This window comes from Flavobacterium sp. ZB4R12 (assembly GCF_048276375.1).
Taxonomy (GTDB): Bacteria; Bacteroidota; Bacteroidia; order Flavobacteriales; family Flavobacteriaceae; genus Flavobacterium; species Flavobacterium gawalongense.
In genome coordinates this window covers 167,992-192,490 of sequence record NZ_JBLNKS010000004.1, presented here as the reverse complement: position 1 = coordinate 192,490, position 24,499 = coordinate 167,992, and the positions used below count along the sequence as shown (strand labels likewise).

Here is a 24,499-nt window from a genome sequence, read left to right as displayed (position 1 = left end):
ACCAAATCAACAAATAACCGTTTAGACTTTGGTCTGATATTTGTAATTCTAATTGGGAACAAAAGTAAATAATTAAGTACACTATAAAAAGTAAATAATTAAGTACACTATAAAAAGAGAAATAAATATTTGTGCATTAATTAAAAGAAAGTACATTTACTTAACCAAATCTAAAAAAATGAAAATGAAAAAAATAATTACTTTAATAGCAATTGTATTTGTAAGTAGTATTGGGTTTGCCCAATCTGGAGCCAAAATTGAATTTGCAGCTAAAGACAATACCATTGATTATGGAAAGGTTTCCAAGGGAAGTGATAATGGAATAAGAGTGTTTCAATTTACAAATACCGGTGACGCCCCATTAATTATTACCAATGTATTATCTACTTGTGGATGCACCGTGCCAACTAAACCAACAGAACCAATTTTATCTGGTAAAACTGGAAAAATTGAAGTTAAATATAATATGACTCCTGGACCTATCCGCAAAACAATTACGGTAGAAACCAACGCAGTGAATTATGAAGGCGGAAGAGTGGCTCTAAAAATAAAAGGGGAAGTAATCGTCAACTAAAGTCTATTTAAAATAAGATTAAGCACTTTTTGAATCATTCAAGAAGCGCTTTTTTTATAAAATATTTTGTAGCTGAAACTTAATTTTATGGATTTGACCATTTCTTAGAATTTCTAATGTAATCCAATTTTCTTCTTCCGATTTAAAGAGGGAATTAATTTCCTGCAAAGAATATTTATATCCGAGATTTTTGTTAATTGAAATAATTACGTCCCCTTTTTGCAAACCGCTATTTGCTGCAGGTGAATTTTTTCTAACGTTAGTAATTTCATAAATAGGTTTTAAAATAAATTTATATTTAAAATCGCTAGTGTTACTATTTGATTTAAAAGGGTCATCTACAGTCACCGTAGGAACCGTCTTAAGAGAAACCGTTTCTTGTACCCATTGCATACCATGGTGTTGAATTTCAACTCCGCTTTTATTATAATTAAACGGCGAGTAATATTCTTTGTTTTTCTTTAAATAAAAAAAAACATTAGTATAATCAAAAACAACTGAAAATCTTCTTAAAATTTCACCTCCAACTGAACCCATTCTGCCAGGAACCATTTTTACATTTCGTATTGAACTGGAATCAGGGAAAGCAACAATAAGATTATGAAATTCAAATTTCGACATTTGAAATTTTGAAATTTTTGCTCTTCTTCCCTCTATGTCTCCACTAAATCCCTGCCCTAAATAATCCTCAAAATTTTTAGCAGGAATTTTTACTAATTGGGAACGATTTTCAAAAAGCCAAAGTGCATCACTATTGCCGATATCGATCAATAATTTGACAGGAAACTCAACAGAATCTATAGCTACAGTATTTATTATATACGGTTTTAGTCGTTCAATCGTAATAGCAACCTTTTCGAATTTTTTCTCTATTTTATTTCTATTTTTTTCAATATCCCTGTGAACGATTACTCTCTTTTTTTCGTAATTGATTTCAATCAAATTATTTTTAAAAAACTGATATCCAATAATTCCGTTTACTGGAATTCCTACATGGGAAGACAAGTTAAATTCCTGATCCAAAACAATATATAATAAGTGATTTTTGGATTTCAACGCTCCTATTTCCAAGATATTATTAGTCGATTTCAATCCTTCGATGGCATCTTCACTTCCTAAACCGCGCAAAGTGATTTTTTCGACATTAGAAAATTCAATTTCTTTTTTATCTTCCAAACTAAACAGAATGGTTTCTTCAACACCAGAATCCAATAAAAAGTTTAATTCTATGCCATTGACTTTTATGGGAATAAACACTAAATTATTTATAAACTTAAAAGGAATACTCACTTTATCACTCTTTTTGCTAAATTGAAATCCGTCTTGAGCTAAAATAGTCAAGGAGCTAAAAAGAAGAAAAAACAAAATAATTACCTTTTTCATTAAAAATCGTTTCTATAAATTTACAAAAAATACAACATAATTATGCGTTTTTGACACCAAATAGACTTATTAATTGCAGTAAGTTTGAAAAAAAAAATGCAAATTTGCATTTCAATAATTAAATCATGCCAGAAATATCAAACAGAGGCAAACAAATGCCCGAATCACCAATACGAAAATTGGCTCCTTTTGCTGAAATGGCTAAGAAAAAGGGTCATAAAGTATACCATTTGAATATAGGTCAACCCGATATAAAAAGTCCAGAAGCGGCCATCAAAGCCATTAAAAATATCGATTTAACTATTATTGAATACGGGCCTTCTGCTGGTTATGAAAGTTATAGAAAAAAATTAGCTCAATTTTATACCAATCAAGATGTAAAAGTATCTTTTGAAGACATCATGATAACAACAGGAGGGTCTGAGGCACTTTTATTCGCTTTAGGAAGTATTATGGATCAGGGAGATGAAATCATTATTCCAGAACCATTTTATGCTAATTACAGTGCTTTTTCGGCAGAATCCGGTGCTACGGTAGTTCCTGTAAATTCTGTTTTTGAAAGTGGTTTTACATTGCCTCCAATTGAAGAATTTGAAAAACTAATCACTCCAAAAACGAAAGCAATTTTAATTTGTAATCCAAGTAACCCAACTGGTTATTTGTATTCCGAATCAGAAATTTTACAATTGGGCAGACTAGCTAAACAATACGATTTGTTCCTAATTGCAGATGAAGTATACAGAGAATTTATATATGATGAAGACATTCATTATTCTGTAATGAATCTTGAGGGACTCGAGCAAAATGTTATCATGATAGATTCCGTATCCAAACGTTACAGCATGTGTGGTGCAAGAATTGGGTGTATGGTTACAAAAAACAAAGAGGTAATTTCAGCAGCGATGAAATTTGCCCAAGCCCGTTTGTGTCCTCCAACAATTGAACAAATAGCTTGTGAAGCGGCCATTGATACCCCTCAAAGTTATTTTGATGAAGTAATTACAGAATATAAAGAACGTAGAGACACCTTAATTTCTGAATTAAATAAAATAGAAGGTGTAATCGTTACCAAACCTAAAGCTGCTTTTTATTGTATTGCACAACTTCCTGTTGACAATACGGATGATTTTGCACAATGGCTTTTAGAAAGTTATGATTTGAATGGTGAAACCGTTATGGTTGCTCCAGCTGCCGGTTTTTATTCGACTCCAGGAATGGGATTAAACCAAGTGCGTATTGCTTATGTTCTTAAAAAAGAGGATTTGATTAGCGCTGTTCGTATTCTGAAAGAAGCAATTCCCGTATATAATTCAACTCGATTAAAAAAGTTGGTTGAAACTGAATAATTTACAATTAAAGAACATTTGGCTATCCTAATTGATAACCAAAAGATTTCAAATAGTTTACAAAAGGCAGTAACAAAAAAGTTATTGCCTTTACTTTTTTAAAGCAATTAGAAAATCCTGCTTTGCCGATGATTGCTATAAAGTCATCATTAAATAGTATAAACGATAGAAATTCTTTAGTTTTTATTAATTATCTTTACCGCTTAAATTTACATACCCAATATAATAGTACCTTTTAATGATAAATAACGAAGAATTTCAAGACGAGATAGGAAACAATCATATTAGTACAAGTGCAAAAAATCCATTACGAGAAGATGCATTTGCTATTTCAGATGAAGAAAAAATAGAAAAAATTAAAAAAGACGTTCAAAATATTCTGATTACACTTGGAATGGATTTGACGGATGATAGTTTAAAAGGCACGCCCAATCGTGTTGCAAAAATGTTTGTAAAAGAAATTTTTGGAGGTCTGAACCCTGCAAAAAAACCGAATGCTTCCACTTTCGACAACAACTATAAATACGGCGAAATGTTAGTTGAAAAAAACATTATCGTTTATTCTACCTGTGAACATCATTTATTGCCGATTATAGGAAGAGCTCATGTGGCTTATATTTCTAATGGAAGGGTAATTGGACTTTCTAAAATGAACAGAATTGTTGAATATTATGCCAAAAGACCTCAGGTACAAGAACGCTTAACGATGCAAATTGTTCAGGAATTACAAATGGCTTTAGGTACTGAAGATGTGGCTTGTGTGATTGATGCCAAACATCTTTGTGTAAATTCAAGAGGAATCAGCGATATTGAAAGCAGCACGGTTACCTCTGAATTTGGAGGTAAATTCAAAACAGATCAAACTCGTAGAGAATTTTTGGATTATATTAAATTAGAGACGAAGTTCTAATCCTCTCCCCGACCCTCTCCAAAGGAGAGGGAGCCGAGTCTGGTATGATTGGAACAAGGAAATAACAATTATTAACAACACATTCACCTCTCCGCTCCCTCCCCTTCGGGGAGGGCTGGGGTGGGGAAAACAACAAACCACAAATGCCATTATATAAAAGTCAAACTCTAAAAATATACAATTCTCTTTCGGGAGAAAAAGAAACATTTACACCTATTCATGAAGGCAATGTTGGAATGTATGTTTGTGGACCAACGGTTTACAGTAATGTACATCTTGGTAATGTAAGGACTTTCATGTCTTTTGATGTTATATTTAGGTATTTTTTGCATTTGGATTATAAAGTCCGTTACGTTCGTAACATCACTGATGTAGGTCATATTGTGGATGACGTTGATGAAGGGGAAGATAAAATTGCGAAAAAAGCACGTCTGGAGCAACTGGAACCAATGGAAGTGGTGCAGCGTTATACGGTAGATTTTCATGATATTTTGAACGCTTTTAACTTTTTACCACCAAGTATTGAACCAACGGCAACCGGTCATATTATTGAGCAAATTGAAATTATCAAGACTATTATTGATAAAGGAATTGGCTATGAAGCGAATGGATCTGTTTATTTTGATGTGGTAAAATTCAATGAAACCAACCACTATGGCAGATTAAGCGGTCGAAATATTGAAGATATGCTTGCTAATACGCGTGATCTTGACGGACAAAGCGACAAAAGAAATCCGCAGGATTTTGCGCTTTGGAAAAAAGCCGAACCACAACATATTATGCGTTGGCCTTCGCCATGGAGCGATGGCTTCCCGGGGTGGCACCTTGAATGTACCGCCATGAGCACCAAATATTTAGGCAATCATTTTGATATTCACGGAGGCGGAATGGATCTAAAATTCCCTCATCATGAATGTGAGATTGCCCAAAATGAAGCTTGCACCGGACAAACGCCTGTTAATTATTGGATGCATGCCAATATGCTGACATTAAACGGCAAAAAAATGGCTAAATCTACTGGAAACAATATTTTACCAAGAGAAATATTGACAGGAGAAAATAGTATTTTGAGTAAAGCTTTCTCAGCATCAGTAGCTCGATTTTTTATGCTTCAAGCACATTACAGAAGCATTCTTGATTTCTCTGACGATGCCATTGTTGCAGCTGAAAAAGGATACAAGAGATTAATGGAGGCAATAGATGCTGCAAAAGATTTAGTTGCCAGTCCAAACTCTACAATCGATATTGCCGGCTGGAAACAATCGTGTTATGATGCGATGAATGATGATTTCAACACACCTATCATGATTGCACAATTGTTCGAAGGAGTTCGCTTTATCAATCTATTAAAAGAAGGAAAAGAAACTCTAACTGCCGAAGACTTAAAAACATTCACTGCTGCAATTAATGGTTTTGTATTTGATGTTCTAGGATTGGAAGATGAGAAAGTTTCAGACAGTAATAATGACAAATTAGAAGGCACTGTAAATATGTTAATTGAAATGCGAAAACAAGCGAGAGACAATAAAAATTTCGCAATGTCAGATCAGATTCGAGATCAATTGATTGCTTTAGGCATTCAATTGAAAGATGGAAAAGAAGGCACGACTTTTAGCATCTAGACAACAGATTTCAAAGGACAGATTAAAAAACTAAAAAATTGAATATTGAAGTTTTAAATCCGAAAACCTAAACATGCTATCAAGAATCCTTATTTTTCCATTTGTGCTACTTGTTCGGTTTTATCAAACCGCAATATCCCCTTTTACTCCTGCTGCATGTAGATTTGAACCTACCTGCTCTTCTTATATGATAAAGGCACTCCAAACACATGGATTATTTTATGGTGGATTTTTAGGCATAAAAAGGATTATGAGTTGTCATCCTTGGGGAAAAAGTGGTTACGATCCTGTTCCCGAGAAAAAGTGCAATCATAAACATTAACTTTTTTTAAATACGAAATTTACTTTAAATCTTTATTTTTACAACAAATAATAAATTCAACAATAATGACACACGCTTTAAACATCGTTTGGAATCCATCAGAAGGTATCGATTTAGGTTTTTTCATAATTCGTTATTACAGCTTAATGTTTGTAATCGCTTTTGGATTAGGCTGGTACATTATGAAAAACATCTTTGAGCGTGAAGGTGAATCCATAGAAAAATTAGATTCCCTTTTTATCTGGACTGTGCTTGCCACTTTAATTGGTGCACGCTTGGGCCATGTTTTCTTTTATGATTGGGAATATTATCGCAATCATTTAATGGAAATAATTCTGCCATTTCGATTTTCTCCTAATTTTGAATTTACAGGCTATCAGGGTTTAGCGAGTCATGGTGCTGCTATATCAATAATAATTGCAATGTACTTTTATAGTAAAAATATATTAAAAAGACCTCAATTGTGGATTTTAGACAGAGTCGTTATACCTGTTGCCAGCGGAGCTATTTTTGTAAGACTAGGAAATTTTTTCAATTCGGAGATTGTAGGGAAAGAAACGACATCTGCATTTGGAATTCGATTTATCCGTGATAAATTTAGCCCAAGAGATGCTGTCAATGCAACTCAAATAGCGAATCCAAACGAGGCTTACCATGCTATTGCGACTGATCCAAAGTTTGCAGTATTATTAGAACAAGTTCCTGTAAAACACCCTACACAACTATATGAAGCATTTTGCTATATTTTTGTATTTGCTATTTTATTTTTCTTGTATTGGAAAACAGAAACAAGACTCAAATCTGGATATTTATTTGGTATGTTTCTAGTCCTTTTATTTTCTGTACGTATTGTAGTAGAATCCGTAAAAGAAAGTCAGGGTGGTTTTGAAAATGAGTTAGGTTTGCTTTCTACAGGACAATGGCTAAGTATTCCTTTTATTCTAATAGGATTATATTTCATTTTTACAGCCGAAAAGCCTGTTAAAGTAGAACATTAAACCCTTTTACCATATTGTCTAGTCCTAAAAAAACGATACAGGATTAATAAAAAAGCTTCCAAAATATCTGGAAGCTTTTTTATTTTATCTTTTTAATGAAAAATGGGACTTAAATTTTTTAGGAATGTTTAGTTCCGTATAATCAACAGTGAACCAATAATCATTTGCAGGCATTGGTTGTCCAATATACGTTCCATCCCAACCTGGACCACTCGGTCTAATTTCCTTTAAAAGTTTACCATAACGATCAAATATTAGAATTTTGGAATTGGATTGAGCCTGTAAACTAAAAATATTCCAAGTATCATTATAGCTATCATTGTTAGGCGTAAAAAATCTAGGATAATCAATCACCAAAACATTATACACCGTTACTGAAGAACTGCAACCATTTTTATCCTGTACCGTAATGGAATGTGTTCCCAAAGAAACATTTTCGAATACTGGACTTTCCTGAAACGGCCCATCATCTAATTGATACAAATTTTCTCCATTACCGACTACAACAACAGTTAGCACTTGATTTTCAACAAAAGCCTCTGTAACAGTCCAATTTATACTTGTAATAGTATTAATAGGATTTACTGCAATTGATTGTGTAACTGTTGTAGCGCATTGCCCTGGATTGGGCGTAAAGATATAATCACTAGTTCCTAAAATCGAAGTACCAACAGTTGCCGGACTCCATGCTCCCGTTATTGCAGGAATATTCGAAGAACTTGTTGGCAAAACCAGTACTGGATCATTTTCACAAACAGTCGTTGGAATAGTGGTAAAAGTTGGCGTTCTTAATGGATTCACCGTAATCGTTAAAGTAGTTGTAGTTGCACATTGACCTGAATTCGGCGTAAAAGTATAGGTTGTGGTAGCCGTATTATTTAAGGCCGGAGACCATGTTCCTGTATAACCATTATTAGAAATTGTTGGCAAAGGAGCCAAAGGTGTGCCTATACAAATTGGAGGAACCGCAGTAAATGTTGGAGTAGCATTTGGCGTAACCGAAATAGTCATCGTAGTGGTAGTTGCACATTGTCCCGCAGTTGGGGTAAAAGTATAGGTTGTAGTAGCCGTATTATTTAAGGTCGGAGACCAAGTCCCCGTGAATCCATTGTTTGAAGTTGTTGGCAGAGCCGCAAGTGCAGTACCGGAACAAATAGCCGGAACCGCTGTAAAAGTTGGTGTTATATTTGGATTAACAGTAATAGTTACTGTTGTAGATGGACTTGAAACACATTGACCCGCATTGGGGGTAAAAGTATAAGTAGCAGGTCCCAAAACAGATGTATTAACAGTTGCAGGGCTCCAAGTACCAGTTATTGGTGTGGCGTTTGAAGAACTTGATGGTAAAGTCGGTGCGGATACATTTTGACAAACAGTGGCTGGAATAGTTGTGAAAGTTGGTGTTGCCAATGGTGTAACTGTAACACTCAACGTTTGGGTAGTGGCACAAGGAAATAATATTGGATTTGGAGTAAACACATAACTTCCGCTTGTTGTATTATTTATTATTGCTGGAGACCAAGTTCCTGTAATTCCGTTTGGCGATATAGTTGACAAAATTGGCGCTAAAGTTCCTGAACAAAAAGGTGCTATTACAGGAAAATCAGGGGTTATAGTTGAACTCCCACAAGGTACATTACAAGTTATAGTTTGTGATGGGACACATGGAAATGTTGCTGCCGATAATGTTAATGTTGCAGATTGCCCAGGCAACATTCCAAAAACTTGTTGATGTGATACTGTTGTATTTCCAGTGACAATAGGACCTCCCTGAATTGAGTATGAATAATTATAAGAATTATTATTAATCAAAGGATTATTTGCCCAATCAAACATAACGGAGCTATTTTTATCGGCTGGCAAAACTTGTGAAGGATCACACCTAAAAAGTAAAATAACTGCCCCATTATCGGCTACCACAATAACATCAATTTTAGAACGGGGGCTTTCAATACCTCCGACAGTTTCACTCACATAATACGATGTCGTTCCTACAGTAGCTGTTGAAGGTATTGGTGCAGAAGGAAATTCATTCCCTAATGTTAGTGCATCGTACCATCTAAAAGTTCCTCCAGCCGAAGGAGTTGCTGTTAATGGTACTGCGGGACTATTTTGACAATAATAAATAGGTGTAGTAACGGTTGGTGGGGCAGTAGCGAAATTTATACTTTCATTTATCAGATTGCCATTTTTTAAAGTATCTTTAATATTAAAAAAAGAATCTAAAGAAGCAAACAAGTAATTAGAATCCATTCCAATACTCTTACTTCCATAACTACCAATACTATCTTTAGCATAAACACTTATATTTGATAAAATAGTAATCAAAAAAACAAAGACGAAAGACCTGATAAATTTTTCCATTATTTCTGGGTTTTAATTTGATCTAAAATAAAGTAGTGTGCTTTAACAAATATTTAGTAAATATATAAAATTTGATACTTTGATAATATAAACTTTCAATAAATATCTAATTACAGGAACATTAACTAATTTTAAAATTCCGCAAAGATTTACAATCATTTTTTTTTCAATATTCCAATTGAGGAATTCTCATTGTATAATCCCAAAAAATTAGATACAATAAATAAAAATAATATCTAAATCGGAAAAGAAAAACCAAATTCAATATTCTTAGTGTTAAAACCAAGGTTTGGACTTTGAAATCCTGCATTAGAAACATGACGAATACTTGGCCTTATATCAAATGTGATTTTATCCATTTTTAAAGAAAAACCTAAGGCTAAAACATTTGAAAAAGCAAAACCTTTAGAAAGTCTCTCCGCATCCTTATCCATAATCATTGGTCCTACACTTCCCAACAAGTATATACTAAATGTTTTTGAAATAGGCTTTCTTATAATAAAACCAGCATTCAAAACATATTCTTTTATATTTCTCTTCTTAGCATATGTTTCCCGCTTCTCTATATAATTCTGCTCACTTGGCTGAATAAAATAAATATTCAGAAGCTGATGAGTGGCAAAATTTAGCTCAGGCTGAAGTAATAGTTCGTACTTGAAATCTTTGTCTCCTTTTATAATATAATTGAAATGAATTTTATTATAACTATTTATGACAGTCCGCAATATGTTCCAAAGGATAAAATAGGACACACAGATAACACGGATTGAACGGATTTTGCACAGATTTAAATAACAGTTTGATTCACCAAGTAAAAAAATCCGTGTAAATCGGTATAATCTGTACAATCTGTGGGCTAATATTTATGCTTTATAAATGTACAAACGACGAAAATTGTATTCGAAATGATTTTAGTCCGCATTACGGATAATATATAACTATTTGTATGTGATAAATCACTTTTCTTAATTTCGTTTCCAAACCCATAATAAAAACCAAGCTCCGTTTTATGCTTTATATCTTGAACATAAAAGATGTACAACTAAAAATAATAGTAAAAATAAAAACTGCTCTTTTATACATAAAAGGTGTTTTATTTTTTAATCCGTAAAATTTTCTAAAACTATTCTGTTAAAAATAATCATTTGAAATGAACCCTCCTATTCTGGAGCAAAAAAAAAGATCCAACTTTCGTTGAATCTTTTCTTAAATTATAATTACAATAAAAAATATATCTTAAACTTCCAGATGTTGTTTTTCTATCAAGTTTTTATCTTCTCTTGAAATTGTATCCACTAATACTGGTGTTGCGATAAACAATGAAGAATACGTTCCTACAATGATACCAACTAACATAGCAAAGATGAATCCTCTTATCGATTCTCCACCAAAAACAAACATGATTAACAATACCACAATCATTGTCAATGAAGTATTGATTGTTCTTGACATTGTTGTATTAATAGATTGATTTACAATTTCAGCAAAAGAACCTTTAGTTTTACCTGCCAAGAATTCTCGAACCCTGTCAAATACAATTACGGTATCATTCATAGAATACCCAATAACCGTTAGAATCGCAGCGATAAAGTGTTGGTCGATTTCCATACCAAAAGGCATGAATTTATAGCATAATGAGTAAATCCCCAACACAAAAATAACGTCGTGTGCTATGGCAGCAATGGCTCCCAAACTGTATTGCCATCTTCTGAAACTAATCATCAAATACAAGAATACTAATACCATAGCACCTAACACCGCCCAATACGCATTAGTTTTGATATCCTCAGCTACAGTTGGTCCAACTTTTGAAGCTAGCACTACCCCGAATTTTTTACCATCATAAGCATTTACAAATTTATCATAAGTAAGTCCAGCTGAATAATGTTTTTTCAAATTCTCATACAACAATTTATTTACTTCTTCATCTGCTGCACTTCCTGCCTCATGAACTTTGTACTTAGTTGTAATTTTTAATTGATTGTCTTTACCAAACACTTTAGCTTCAGCACTACCAAATACTTTTGTCAATTCTTCTTTTACAGTTTCAGCCTCAACAGGTTTTTCAAAACGCACTTGAAACGTTCTTCCTCCAACAAAATCCACACCTTCATCAAGTCCGTTTGTTGCTAAAGAGATAACACTTATAACAACTACTATACTTGAGAATAAATAAGTCCATTTTTTTACACCTAAGAAATCAAAATGGAAATTATTAAACATGTTTTTAGAGAACTTAGTAACAAAAGTTAAATCATTCTTTTTGCTTATGTTCCAATCAATAAAGATTCTTGCAATAAAAATAGATGTAAATAATGAAGTTACTATACCTATTAATAATGTAGTAGCAAAACCTTTAATTGGCCCTGAACCAAAAATAAACAACACGGCTCCAGTTAAAATATGTGTTACGTTAGCATCTGTAATTGATGACATCGCACCTCTCCAACTGTATGAAGTTTTAATGGCTTCTTCCAGCGTTTTACCCGCACGTAATTCCTCTTTTGCTCTTTCGTAAATGATGATATTAGCATCAACCGCTGTACCCATTGTCAAAACAATACCAGCAATACCAGGCAAAGTTAGAACCGCTCCAATACTTGCTAAAATTCCGAATAAGAATAGTAAGTTAACCGCTAATGCAAGATTAGCATACCAACCTGCTTTACCATAATAAATCATCATCCAAAGCGACACTAAAAGTAATCCAATAAGAGCTGAATTTGTACCATTATCAATCGCTTCTTGACCTAAGGATGGCCCTACCACTTCTGATTGAACAATATCTGCAGCTGCAGGAAGTTTACCTGCTCTTAATACATTCGCTAAATCTTTTGTTTCTGTGACATCAAAAGCACCTGAAATTTCAGATCTACCACCCGAAATTGGACCGCTAGATACACCGGGAGCCGAATATACAACATCATCAAGAACAATAGCGATATTACTTTTTTGAGTATATGCTCTACCTGTTAATTCTTCCCAAGCTTTTGCACCTTGACCATTCATTTGCATAGAAACCGCAGGTTTACCCAATTGGTCAAAAGTATCTTTTGCATCAGTCACAACACCACCACCCATTGCAGGGACATTGTCTCTATTTCCTTTTAAAGCGTATAATTCTACAGCATCAATATCTTTTGCTTTAGCATCTTTAATAGTCATTGGTTTACCCCAAACAAATTTTGCATAACGTTGGTCACCTGCTAATAAAATTCTAATATCAGCTCTTTTCAAATATCCGTTTACAACAGCAGTATCTTTTGGAGAGAAAAGCCCTAAAACTGGACCTCCACCTTGACCGATAATTTTATCCAGTAAAGGATTGTTTCCTTTTTTAGTAGCTGCCGAATCTTTACCATCAGTTAGCAAAGCGCTCAATGAATCTTTTTCTACTGCTTTAGTTTCAACTTTATTGATTTCAGTTTTTTTCAATGACTCATTAGCAGCCATCAAAAAATTTCCTATTTCTTCAATTTTATACGTTTCCCAGAACTCTAATTGAGCGGTACTTTGCAATAATTTTTTAATCCTGTCTACATCTTTAGCACCCGGGAGTTCTACAAGGATTCTTCCAGATTCCCCTAATTTTTGAATATTAGGTTGTGTTACGCCAAATTTATCGATACGTTTTCTTAAAACTCCAAAAGCACTTTCTACAGATTCATCAACTTTTCTTTTGATTACTTTTTTTACCTCTGCATCAGTCATCTGAAAATCTACTCCACCTTCACCTTGCAAACTTCTGTTTGCGAAAATATCAGGAGAAGCCAATTTCACAGTCCCATTAGAATTTGATTCAAAAGCTTCGAAAAATGCATCAATGTAAGTTTGATTTCCTTTTTGATTTGCAGTAGCATCAGCCAAAGATTTATTAAAAATTGGATTTTTCGAATTATTAGATAATCCTTTCAAAATGTCTTTAACAGATATTTGAAGTATAACATTGATACCACCTTCTAAGTCAAGACCTTTGTTGATTTGTTTGTCTTTTACTTCATTGAAAGTAAAATCAGTAAATCCAAGGTTAAATACTTTTTCTTTACCAATAGAATCTAAATATTTTACTTCTTTTTCAGGATTTCCACCTGCAAAAGATTTTGCATCACTTTCTACTTTACTAGAAATGAAAGTGAAAGAAAGTTGGTAAATACTTACCAATGCAAATAGAATTGCGAAAAATTTAATAAGTCCTTTATTCTGCATTATTACTAAAAATTAATTATTTTTTATTTATTTATTTTTACTTTAAACCTTATAGAATAAGCCCTGCCATCGATTTTTGCAACCAAAAAAGAATATCAGGAATTACATCAATTTTTTTAAACCGAGCAAATATATAATTAACGTTAAGATTAACCAATTTATTTATTGATTAATCTCAAAAAAAAGACTGCAAAAGTGCAGTCTTCTCTATTTTATAATTAAAATATTATACCAAAATTGATTTTAAGGCATCATTCATTTGTCTAACCGCATCAGCACTTTTAGCAAACAAAGCTTTTTCTTGCTCATTTAGTTTAATGTCAAGGATTTCTTCCACTCCATTTTTACCAATAATACAAGGAACACCTATACAGATATCATCTTGACCGTATTCTCCCTCAACAAAAACTGAACAAGCGATCATTTTTTTTTGGTCATTCAAAATACTGTCAACCAAGAAAGCAACTGAAGCTCCCGGAGCATACCAAGCTGACGTTCCTAAAAGACCCGTAAGTGTAGCTCCACCAACCATAGTATCTGCAGCTACTTTTTGCAATTCTTCTTCCGATAGAAATTGAGAAACCGGAATTCCATTATAAGATGCCAAGCGTGTTAAAGGAATCATAGTAGTATCACCATGTCCACCTATCACCATAGCCGAAATATCATTTGCAGGTTTATCTAAAGCCAAAGATAAATACGTTCTGAAACGAGAACTATCCAATGCTCCTCCCATACCTATTATTCTATTTTTTGGTAATCCTGTAGATTTCAAAGCCAAATAAGTCATTGTATCCATAGGATTAGAAACCACCACTATAATAGTATTCGGTGAATGCTTCAGTACATTTTCAGCAACCGTTTTCACAATTCCTGCATTGATACCTATTAATTCTTCACGAGTCATTCCTGGTTTTCTAGGAATTCCGGATGTAATTACCACTACATCGCTTCCTGCTGTTTTAGAATAATCGTTAGTAACACCTGATACTTTCGTATTAAAACCGGTATTGGTAGCGCATTGCATAATATCTAAAGCTTTACCTTCCGCAAAACCTTCTCTGATATCCAATAATACTACTTCGCTGGCAATTCCTCTATAAGAAATTACATCTGCACAGGTTGCACCTACATTTCCTGCTCCTACAATGGTAACTTTCATATTTTAAAGTTTATTCGGTTATTTGTTAATTTGGTCAATCTCTAATTCAGCTAATCATTCATTTATTCGAACAAACCAATGATCAAACTAGGTTTATGCATCAATATTTGCATAAACTGCATTTTTCTCAATGAATTCTCTTCTTGGAGGTACTTCGTCACCCATCAACATAGAGAATACTCTGTCGGCTTCCGCCAAACTGTCAATAGTTACCTGACGTAAAGTTCTAAAACCTGGATCCATTGTAGTTTCCCATAATTGCTCCGCATTCATTTCCCCAAGACCTTTATAACGTTGAATTCCTGCACTACCTCCCATTCTTTCATTCGCCTGATCACGTTGTACATCATTCCAAGCATATTCTTTTTTGTTCCCTTTTTTAACCAAATATAAAGGCGGTGCGGCAATATACACGTGACCTTCTTCGATTAATTCTTTCATAAATCTAAAGAAGAACGTCAAGATTAAAGTAGAAATGTGACTACCATCGACATCGGCATCACACATAATAATTACTTTATGGTAACGTAATTTTTCAATATTCAATGCTTTACTATCTTCGGCAGTTCCAATGGTAACTCCAAGTGCCGTAAAAATATTTCGAATCTCTTCGTTTTCAAAAACTTTATGATGCATTGCTTTCTCAACGTTCAAAATCTTACCACGTAAGGGTAAAATAGCTTGAAACGCACGATCACGACCTTGTTTTGCAGTTCCTCCCGCCGAATCTCCCTCGACAAGATATACTTCACATTTTGCAGGATCTTGTTCGGAACAATCCGATAATTTTCCTGGCAATCCACCGCCACCCATTACGGTTTTGCGTTGAACCATTTCACGCGCTTTTTTGGCTGCGTGACGAGCCTGTGCAGCTAAGATTACTTTTTGAACAATGATTCGAGCATCATTTGGATTCTCCTCCAAATAATTTTCAATCATTTCACTCACCGCCTGACTTACTGGCGAAACAACTTCTCTGTTTCCTAGTTTAGTTTTGGTTTGCCCTTCAAATTGTGGTTCCGCAACCTTTACAGAAATAATAGCCGTCAATCCTTCACGGAAGTCATCTCCTGAAATATCAAATTTCAGTTTATCTAACATTCCCGAAGCATCCGCATATTTCTTTAACGATCTGGTCAAACCAGTTCTAAAACCTTGTAAGTGCGTTCCTCCTTCGTGAGTATTAATATTATTCACATAAGAAAAAATATTTTCCGTGTAGCTTGTATTGTAAATCAATGCCACCTCAACAGGAATTTCTCCTTTTTCATTATCCATAGAAATAACGTGTGCGATAATTGGCTCACGGTTTCCATCTAAATAGCGAATGTATTCTTTCAAACCTTCATCAGAATGAAATACTTCTGACACAAAATTTCCATCTTTATCTTTTTCTCTTTTATCTGTAAAAGTGATTGTAATTCCTTTGTTCAGGTATGACAATTCACGCATACGTGCAGATAAAGTATCGTACGAATATTCAATTGTTTGGGTAAATATGCTAGGATCCGGATAAAAAGTAACAATCGTCCCTCTTTTTGTAGTTACACCGATTTGTTTTACCGGATATAGCGCCTTTCCTTTTTCATATTCTTGCTCGTATATTTTTCCATCACTACTGTGTACTGTAGCTCTCAAATGGTTTGACAATGCATTTACCACCGAAACCCCAACACCGTGAAGTCCTCCGGAGACTTTATAAGAATCTTTATCAAATTTTCCTCCGGCACCAATTTTAGTCATTACAACCTCAAGCGCCGAAACCCCTTCTTTTTTATGAATTCCTACTGGAATACCACGTCCATTATCCTCAACAGAAACAGATCCATCTTCATTTATATCAACTATTATCGTATCACAATGGCCTCCCATTGCCTCATCGATAGAGTTATCCACCACTTCATAAACTAAATGATGCAGTCCTCGAACACCCACATCTCCAATATACATCGATGGACGCATTCTTACGTGCTCCATTCCTTCTAATGCTTGAATACTATCTGCTGAATAATTGTCCTTCTTGATTTCTTCGCTCATATATTTTATTCTAAAAAAAATGTAATTTTTGTCTAACACGCAAATATATAAAAACGCAAATTATATTACCGTTAAAATCACTTTTTAAGCAGTTAAGTTATTAACATATTGTTAGAAATTTCAATTTCAAAAATCAATGGCAATTTCGAAAAGGACAAAACTCAAACCTTTATAAAAAACAAATTTTCAAAACAAACATTTTACATGTCGCTTTGAAAATTTGAAAATTCCAATTATTTTTTAATTGTTATTGCAATTGTTTTTTGAAATTGATATTGTTGTTTTTTTTTACCGTAATTCCAGTTTTTGCAATTTCAGTATCTGCCTGAACGTGAGCTGCATTTGCTCTTCCGCTTGGGTCTTGGTTTTCTTGCCATTTTGGAATCCATTTTCTAACGGTTTGCGCTGCACTAAGCTGTGGATAATATTTGTTAAATATTGATCTGTAAAAATACGCTTCTTTTGTAGTTGGCGCATTGTATGGAAATTCTGCAGCCGCACCAGCTAATTGCTCATCCGTTACTTGCGAAGAACAATATTCAATCAATTCATCAATCCAGTTGTACCCTACTCCATCAGAAAACTGCTCTTTTTGTCTCCATAAAACGGCATCAGGAAGATAAGGGTTGTCCGGAGTATCAAATGCTTTTCTTAGAATATATTTTTCTTTTCCTTCGTACGTTTTAGGCATCTTTTCTTCTGCTTTGATACGAACTGCCATATCAAGAAAAGCTTTGTCTAAAAATGGAACTCTAGCTTCTAATCCATGAGCCATAGTTGATTTATCTGCTCTTAATAAATCGGCAGTAAATAATTTCTGAACTCTTTCAATCGTTTCTTTTTGAAAATCTTCTGTTGATGGCGCATTTCTGAAATACAAATACCCTCCAAAAATCTCATCAGCCCCTTCTCCTGAAAGCACCACTTTTATTCCCATATCAGTAATCGCTTTCGACAAAAAATACATTGGTGTACTCGCTCTTATCGAAGTCACATCATAGGTTTCAAGATGCCAAATCAATTTATCTAATATTTTTATGCCTTCTTCAATTGTAAAGTGAATTTCATGGTGTTCAGTACCTAAATAATCCGCCACTTTTCTCGCTGCTGCAGCATCTGGTGCATCAGCATCTAATCCAATAGAAAAAGAATGTAATTTTTTACCGCTTTCGGCCAACAATCTAGAAGCAATTGCTGAAGTCAAAGAAGAATCTAATCCTCCTGAAAGCAATACTCCAATTGGCACATCACTCATCAAACGCTTGCGAGTCGCTTCAGTCAAAGTTTCTCTGATTAAATCTAAATCTAAATCCTGATCTGCTTTTAAATAATCTTCATATTCCGGTTGGTAGTATTTTACAAAACCAGTTTTTTGAGTGTAATAATGTCCCGGAGGAAAAGTAGAAAATGTTCTACATTGATCAGCAATGGGTTTCATTTCTGATGAAAAATAAATTCTTCCCCTTTCATCTAAACCATAATATAAAGGTTTTACTCCCATTGGGTCTCTACCTGCAATAAAATCATCACCGTCAACCATAACAAAAGCCCAGTCTCCATCAAGCATATTACAAAAATCATATCCAAATTCTTCATACAAATGAACAATAACCTCTGAATCTGATTTAGTTCTAAAAGTGTGGTGCTTCAAAACACCATCTCTCAAAGTTTGATGATTATATATCTCGCCATTATGAACCATATAGGCAGTTTTTGTGCCTTGTATCGGTTGCTTTCCTGAATGCAAATCGACAATAGACAAACGTTCATGACTTAAAATAGAACCCTTTTCCGTAACATGTAAATCACTTTCATCAGGACCACGGTGTCCCATCCTTTTAGAAAGCTCTCTTACTAGTTTTTCATCTTTTCCTTTTCCAATAATGGCTAATATTCCGCACATAACTATATAATTTTATTTTTTTTCTTATTCTGGTAAGGCAAAGATGCATTAACAGTTACAAATACAAAACACAAAGCCGTATTTTAGTTTAAAATAACAACCAAAAAAAACTTTTTACACGCAAAATGCAACTTACAAGTTCAAAAACCGAAGCATTACGTTATAAATTGTAAATAAGCACTTTAGAAAAAACCTTATTCCACTTTTACATCTTTCAAAAAGACGTTAAAAAACTTCATATAAAGAATTTTACCGTCAATATTTTTCAGAAAAATGCGGTTTTATTAAACACAAAAAACGCTCTCAAAACTGAGAGCGCCTTTCTATAACTAATTCTAAAAATTATTATTTATGCTTTAACGTAAGCGTCATCATGCACACTGGCAACAGCTCTACCTGAAGGATCATTCATGTTCTTGAACGCTTCATCCCATTCTAATGCAATTTTTGTACTACAAGCCACACTTGCTTCCTGTGGAACACATAAAGCCGCAGCATCACTTGGGAAATGATCGTGAAAAATAGAACGATAGTAATACTCTTCTTTTGAAGTTGGTGTTTGCAATGGGAATCTATATTTAGCATTTGCTAATTGCTCATCTGAAACGGCCTCAGCAACTACTTCTTTCAAAGTGTCAATCCAGCTGTATCCTACTCCATCACTAAATTGTTCTTTTTGCCTCCAAGCTACACTTTCCGGCAACATGTCTTCAAAAGCCTTACGAACCACCCATTTTTCCATTGGATGCTCTTTATTTATCATTTTATCTTGTGGGTTGATTCGCATCGCCACATCCATAAATTCTTTATCCAAAAACGGAACACGTCCTTCGATACCCCAAGCCGCTAAACTCTTGTTGGCACGCAAACAGTCATACATGTGCAATTTACTTAATTTACGTACGGTTTCTTCATGAAATTCTCTTGCGTTTGGTGCTTTGTGAAAATACAAATACCCACCAAATAACTCATCTGCACCTTCACCTGACAATACCATTTTAATCCCCATTGATTTAATAACTCTCGCCATTAACCACATTGGAGTTGATGCTCTAACAGTAGTCACATCATAGGTTTCCAGACTATAAATCACATCACGAACCGCATCTAAACCTTCTTGAATGGTGAATTTAATTTCATGGTGAATGGTTCCAATATGTTTTGCTACTACTTGAGCCGCAGCTAAATCAGGAGAACCTTCTAATCCTACTGAAAAAGAGTGCAATTGTGGATACCAAGCATCAGCAACATCTCCTGATTCAATACGTTTTTGTGCGTATTTTTTGGCTACAGCCGAAGTAATTGAAGAATCCAAACCTCCTGAAAGCAATACTCCGTAAGGAACGTCACTCATCAATTGTCTGTGAACCGCTGCCTCCAATGCTTCTTTAATAGCTGAAATACTAGTTTCGTTATCCTTTACCGCATCATAATCGGTCCATTCTCTTTTATACCATTGTACAAATTCTCCATCTTTACTAGTCAAATAATGTCCTGGAGGAAACAATTCGATTTTTGTACAATATCCTTCTAATGCTTTCAATTCTGAAGCAACATAAAAAGTTCCGTGTTGATCCCAACCGATGTACAATGGAATAATTCCCATGTGGTCACGAGCAACAAAATACTCATCTTTTTCTACATCATAAATGGCAAATCCAAAAATCCCGTTCATTTCATCTATAAAATGAGGTCCTTTTTCTTTGTAAAGCGCTAAAATAACCTCACAGTCACTTTCAGTTTGAAAGTTGTATTTCCCTTCAAATTGTTTACGCAATTCTCTGTGGTTGTAAATTTCACCATTTGCCGCTAAAACAAGTTGTTTATCTTCACTGAATAAAGGTTGTTTCCCTGAAGCCGGATCAACGATTGCCAAACGCTCATGAGACATAATAGCTTTATCATTACTAAAAATTCCGCTCCAGTCTGGTCCACGATGACGGATAATTTTAGACATTTCTAATACTTGCGGTCTTAAAACTTCCGCTTTTTGTTTCAAATCAAAGGCACATACTATTCCGCACATAACTATATATTTTTATTATTTTATTTATTTTGACAGGGCAAAGATGCGACAACAGTTACATTCATAAAACACTAATAGTTATTTTAGTTATAAATCAAAAGCAAATACTGTGTTTTACACTTAAATTGTAATCGAAAAACAACAAAAATAGTTTTGAAGTTGAAAAATTTAATTTAATCCCAATCAAAACTGCTTTATTAAAACCTAACGTATCCAAAACAAGCTAAATCAATTGTATTTTATAGAATCTCTTTTATCAAATACTTCGTACCATTAATCTCGAAAGTAAACCCGATTGAATTCCCCATTAGTTTATTTCCTAAAGGCGATTGTGGTGATAATGCGATAATATTGATTCCTTCTATACTAATTTTAGGGAGTGCCACACTCAGGTACAAATAAATCCCGTTGGCTTTTACTAAACTTCCAACAATAATAGTTTGTGCAATCGTAGTGGCATCTATTTTGTCTAAAACAGCTTTTTGAGTCATCACTTCCCTAAGCTTACTATTGAGTTTCTCTTGTTCAATATGCATCATGGACAAGGCGGTTTCGTGTTTATCCCCCGCAGAACCTTTGGCATCGTTCTTAGAATCTTCGGTGAGTGCAACTATCATGTCTTTGAAAACATCGATTCGATCCTGAACTAATTGCAGATAATGGGTATGTATTTTTTGTTTGAAAGTCATAGTTAAATGGGAAAATAAAAAAATCACCACAAAAGGCACAAAGGAATTAAAAAAGACACAAAGATTGTTTCGTTATTTTGGATTATCCTTTTGCGTCTTTTGTGTTAAACTTTGTGCCTTTTGTGGTTAAAAAAAACTAAAAATCAAATTTATAGTTCGCTCCTAAAATCACTTGAAAACCTTGAACCGGATAATTCAACCATTTTTCATAGGCTTTATTGGTAATATTATTTGCTCTTAAAAAAGCAGTCAATCGGTCGCTATATTTGAATCCAACATTTGCATTTACATCAAAATAAGAGGATAAAGTAACAGGCGTTGGCTGAACCACATAAACCAAATCCCTATTAATTTGAAAATCTTTACGCTCGCCTACGTAAAACACATTTGCACCAGCGAACCATTTTTCAGTTATATTAAAATCCAAACTTGAATTAATTTTCACAGCTGGTAAATTCCAGGCTTCTTGTTGAAAATCGTTTGTAAAACTGCTGAAAGTTCCATTGATTCCAAAAGACACATCTTTAGAAAAGTCAGCTTTCAATTCCCCATAAAAACTCAATGTTCTCATATCGTCATACACTACTTGAAAGGAATTCCCATAAGCATAGTCCCGATTGCTTGTGTTTTCATTATAATCATTGCTTTTAAATAAGGCTTTATTTCTTTCATTCACATACGAACCTCTAATATTATAACTTACATTATTAGTCAATTTCCCTTTTAATCCGGCATAAATATCATATTGCTGATCCGTTGGCGCAATATTTAATGTTGGAGACAGAAACGGATTGTCGTCGACAAAATCCTGATAGGAATTTTGTTCCAAATTCCCTTCGGCTCCCGCGTAGAAAATCATCAAATCACCAACGACTTTGTAAGAAGCGTTGATTTGTGGATACACAAAAAACGTATTATTACTATTCTCATTGTCTAAACTATAGAATAAACCAGCTCCAATATTCAGCGTCCAATCATCTTTCTGCATTACAAAACTTGGTACTATACCAAAATTAGTGAAACCATATTTTATAGGTTCTATATTTGTATTTGAATAATTTTTCTTAAAGCTTCCACCAACATAATCAACAATTATATCTGTTTTCACAGCACTATCCATGATATCAAATTGCACTGTTGGCTTAGCATAAAATCTATTTTCTGAAGACTCAAAAGTATCCGAAAAATGACTGAATTTAAGGCTCATTTTATTAAAAATACTTTCGTTAAACGCTACATTCCCTCCTAACGATATTGTGCTATATACTTGCTGTGGTTTTATACCGTTAACTAGAATCAACCTGGCCTGAGTTGACAAAGCACTACCAAAACCAGCTGGCAATCCATACCAGTTGTAAATTTGATTTTGGTATCCCAAATCTACATTCCAGGAAAGATCGTCTTGGTTTGAACCATACATCAAATCAATCGATGTGTCATAAAAACGATCATCTAATTCTACCTTTTTAATCCCTCCTTGTGACGAATGGTGACGAAACATTCCACCTACATAATCTGTATTATTAAGATCATGATTTACGAACAATTCACCGATAAAAGTTCCGTAATTCCCAACTCCAAAAGTGGCATAGTTTTTAAATAAATGTTCTTGTTTTTCTTTCTCCACTCCTTCTGCTTTTCCTTTAGACGGAGTAAAAGTCGATGCTACCGGAAAAGAGAAAATGGTATATTTTACTGTTTCTTTTTTAGTGTTTCCTTCTTCATCAAGCGAAGGCGTTTCCTTCACTTTGAAAGCATCCGAAATAGTTGGCGTATAAGGCTTCACAACATTTACTGTTTCTGTTCCAATTTGATCCTTTTTTTGTGCAAACGAAAATTGAAAGAGGAAGAAGAACAAAATCCCCACCCCAACCCTCCCCGAAGGGAAGGGAGTCGAGAACGTTACGATATTATTTATAAACGATATTACTTTATTTTTAAATGTCATGTTTTATTTTTTTACTTCTATCTTCATACTTCTGATCTTTTTACTTCTAACTTTTAACCTTGTAATTTAAACTTCCCATTCGCCTTTTGCGATAAATTGCGTTTTTCCACCAATTTTTATATCAAAATGATCATTAGCTAATTTTCCATCGAAATAAATTTGAGAAGATCTATTAATAAAATCTCCCTGATAATTAATCATTCGAATTTCAGAAGAATGATATTTTAAAAGAAAAGCTTGTAAACAAGTACTGGCACTACCTGTGGCAGCATCTTCTTTAAGCTGATTCTCTTCCACATACAACATTCTGCTAATAAGCTTTGTTTCTTCTAAATAATAAAAATACAAGGCTCTATGATTTGTTTTACAATGCCCATGCAACCATTCATTCATTTTAATCTTGTCAAGAATTAAATGCTCCAATGCTTTTTTATTTCTGAGAGGAACAATCACAAAAGCGCTTCCTGTAGTAACTTCCTGAATGGGAAATTTATCATCAAAATCAGTACTACTTAAATTGCTGAAGGATAAAAAATCTTCCGCTGAAAAAACATCCAAAAAATCCGGTTGAGCCGCCTGCAACCATACCAAATCTCCCGATTGATGAATTGGGATTTCACCAATTGGAACCGATAACGTAATCTTTTGAGGTTGATTTTCAAATATTCTATTCATCAAAACCCAAGAAGTTCCAATGATTGGATGTCCCGCAAACTGCATTTCGTGTTCTGGAGTAAAAATTCTAATTTCCGCGACTTTATTTTCTGGTTCAAGCTTAGTAATAAAAGTGCTTTCCGCAAAGTTGATTTCGCGGGCAATTTTTTGCATCTCTTCGGCACTTAAGGCATCTGCCCCTAAGAAAACAGCCAATTGATTGCCTGCATATTTTTTCTCTGCAAAAACATCAACGATGTAAAAAGGTATATTCATTCCATTTATTTTTTGGCTTTCAATTATTTTAAAAATTTCACGCCTATTTTTCTTGTTTTCTGACTTCCAATCTCTGACT

At 34.1% G+C, this 24,499-nt stretch carries 17 protein-coding genes; 6 read left to right on the top strand and 11 right to left on the bottom strand.

Going from position 1 to position 24,499, the window contains the following annotated elements; translation table 11 throughout:
• The first annotated feature begins 184 nt into the window (after positions 1-184).
• Entirely contained in the window at positions 185-574 is a 390-nt protein-coding gene (locus ACNO7W_RS04445; RefSeq protein ID WP_417937174.1) for a DUF1573 domain-containing protein, read from the top strand.
• 54 nt (positions 575-628) lie between these two features.
• On the opposite strand, the gene ACNO7W_RS04440 is transcribed toward ACNO7W_RS04445, so the two are convergent.
• Positions 629-1,957: an aspartyl protease family protein gene (locus tag ACNO7W_RS04440; protein WP_417937173.1), complete on the bottom strand. Its 1,329-nt coding sequence runs from the start codon at positions 1,955-1,957 to the stop codon at positions 629-631.
• 125 nt (positions 1,958-2,082) lie between these two features.
• Between ACNO7W_RS04440 and ACNO7W_RS04435 the strand changes: the two genes are divergently transcribed.
• From ACNO7W_RS04435 to lgt, 5 genes are all read left to right on the top strand, one after another.
• The gene (locus ACNO7W_RS04435; protein ID WP_417937172.1) at positions 2,083-3,303 is read left to right on the top strand and encodes a pyridoxal phosphate-dependent aminotransferase; all 1,221 of its coding nucleotides are present in this window, start codon (positions 2,083-2,085) and stop codon (positions 3,301-3,303) included.
• A gap of 238 nt (positions 3,304-3,541) precedes the next feature.
• Positions 3,542-4,213: a GTP cyclohydrolase I FolE gene (gene folE / locus ACNO7W_RS04430; RefSeq protein ID WP_143387761.1), complete on the top strand. Its 672-nt coding sequence runs from the start codon at positions 3,542-3,544 to the stop codon at positions 4,211-4,213.
• A 143-nt stretch (positions 4,214-4,356) separates the two neighbouring features.
• Positions 4,357-5,835, top strand: a complete 1,479-nt coding sequence (gene cysS / locus ACNO7W_RS04425; protein WP_417937171.1) for a cysteine--tRNA ligase — start codon at positions 4,357-4,359, stop codon at positions 5,833-5,835.
• A gap of 73 nt (positions 5,836-5,908) precedes the next feature.
• The gene (gene yidD, locus ACNO7W_RS04420; protein ID WP_143387759.1) at positions 5,909-6,157 is read left to right on the top strand and encodes a membrane protein insertion efficiency factor YidD; all 249 of its coding nucleotides are present in this window, start codon (positions 5,909-5,911) and stop codon (positions 6,155-6,157) included.
• Between the two features lie 65 nt (positions 6,158-6,222).
• Entirely contained in the window at positions 6,223-7,155 is a 933-nt protein-coding gene (lgt, locus tag ACNO7W_RS04415) for a prolipoprotein diacylglyceryl transferase (protein WP_417937170.1), read from the top strand.
• Between the two features lie 84 nt (positions 7,156-7,239).
• Here lgt and ACNO7W_RS04410 read toward each other — a convergent pair whose 3' ends face one another.
• The 10 genes from ACNO7W_RS04410 to ACNO7W_RS04365 all read right to left on the bottom strand — a co-directional run bounded on the left by ACNO7W_RS04410 (position 7,240) and on the right by ACNO7W_RS04365 (position 24,420).
• Positions 7,240-9,519 (bottom strand): T9SS type B sorting domain-containing protein, encoded by a 2,280-nt coding sequence (locus ACNO7W_RS04410; RefSeq protein WP_417937169.1) that lies wholly within the window; start codon positions 9,517-9,519, stop codon positions 7,240-7,242.
• 236 nt (positions 9,520-9,755) lie between these two features.
• Positions 9,756-10,271: an acyloxyacyl hydrolase gene (locus tag ACNO7W_RS04405; RefSeq protein ID WP_417937168.1), complete on the bottom strand. Its 516-nt coding sequence runs from the start codon at positions 10,269-10,271 to the stop codon at positions 9,756-9,758.
• 484 nt (positions 10,272-10,755) lie between these two features.
• On the bottom strand, positions 10,756-13,725 hold the full coding sequence (secDF, locus tag ACNO7W_RS04400) for a protein translocase subunit SecDF (protein ID WP_417937167.1): 2,970 nt from the start codon (positions 13,723-13,725) through the stop codon (positions 10,756-10,758).
• A gap of 226 nt (positions 13,726-13,951) precedes the next feature.
• Complete coding sequence (gene mdh, locus ACNO7W_RS04395) at positions 13,952-14,887, bottom strand: malate dehydrogenase (protein WP_417937166.1); 936 nt, start codon at positions 14,885-14,887, stop codon at positions 13,952-13,954.
• A gap of 93 nt (positions 14,888-14,980) precedes the next feature.
• On the bottom strand, positions 14,981-16,924 hold the full coding sequence (gyrB, locus tag ACNO7W_RS04390; protein ID WP_314896467.1) for a DNA topoisomerase (ATP-hydrolyzing) subunit B: 1,944 nt from the start codon (positions 16,922-16,924) through the stop codon (positions 14,981-14,983).
• 247 nt (positions 16,925-17,171) lie between these two features.
• Positions 17,172-18,827 (bottom strand): asparagine synthase B, encoded by a 1,656-nt coding sequence (asnB, locus tag ACNO7W_RS04385; protein ID WP_417937165.1) that lies wholly within the window; start codon positions 18,825-18,827, stop codon positions 17,172-17,174.
• A 349-nt stretch (positions 18,828-19,176) separates the two neighbouring features.
• Positions 19,177-20,853, bottom strand: a complete 1,677-nt coding sequence (gene asnB, locus ACNO7W_RS04380) for an asparagine synthase B (protein ID WP_417937164.1) — start codon at positions 20,851-20,853, stop codon at positions 19,177-19,179.
• Positions 20,854-21,092: 239 nt separating this feature from the next.
• Positions 21,093-21,542, bottom strand: coding sequence for a hypothetical protein (locus ACNO7W_RS04375; RefSeq protein WP_417937163.1), 450 nt, complete (start codon positions 21,540-21,542; stop codon positions 21,093-21,095).
• Between the two features lie 136 nt (positions 21,543-21,678).
• A complete protein-coding gene (locus tag ACNO7W_RS04370) occupies positions 21,679-23,490 on the bottom strand; it encodes a TonB-dependent receptor (protein WP_417937162.1) in 1,812 nt (603 codons plus the stop codon).
• 66 nt (positions 23,491-23,556) lie between these two features.
• On the bottom strand, positions 23,557-24,420 hold the full coding sequence (locus ACNO7W_RS04365; protein ID WP_417937161.1) for a PhzF family phenazine biosynthesis protein: 864 nt from the start codon (positions 24,418-24,420) through the stop codon (positions 23,557-23,559).
• Positions 24,421-24,499 lie beyond the last annotated feature (79 nt).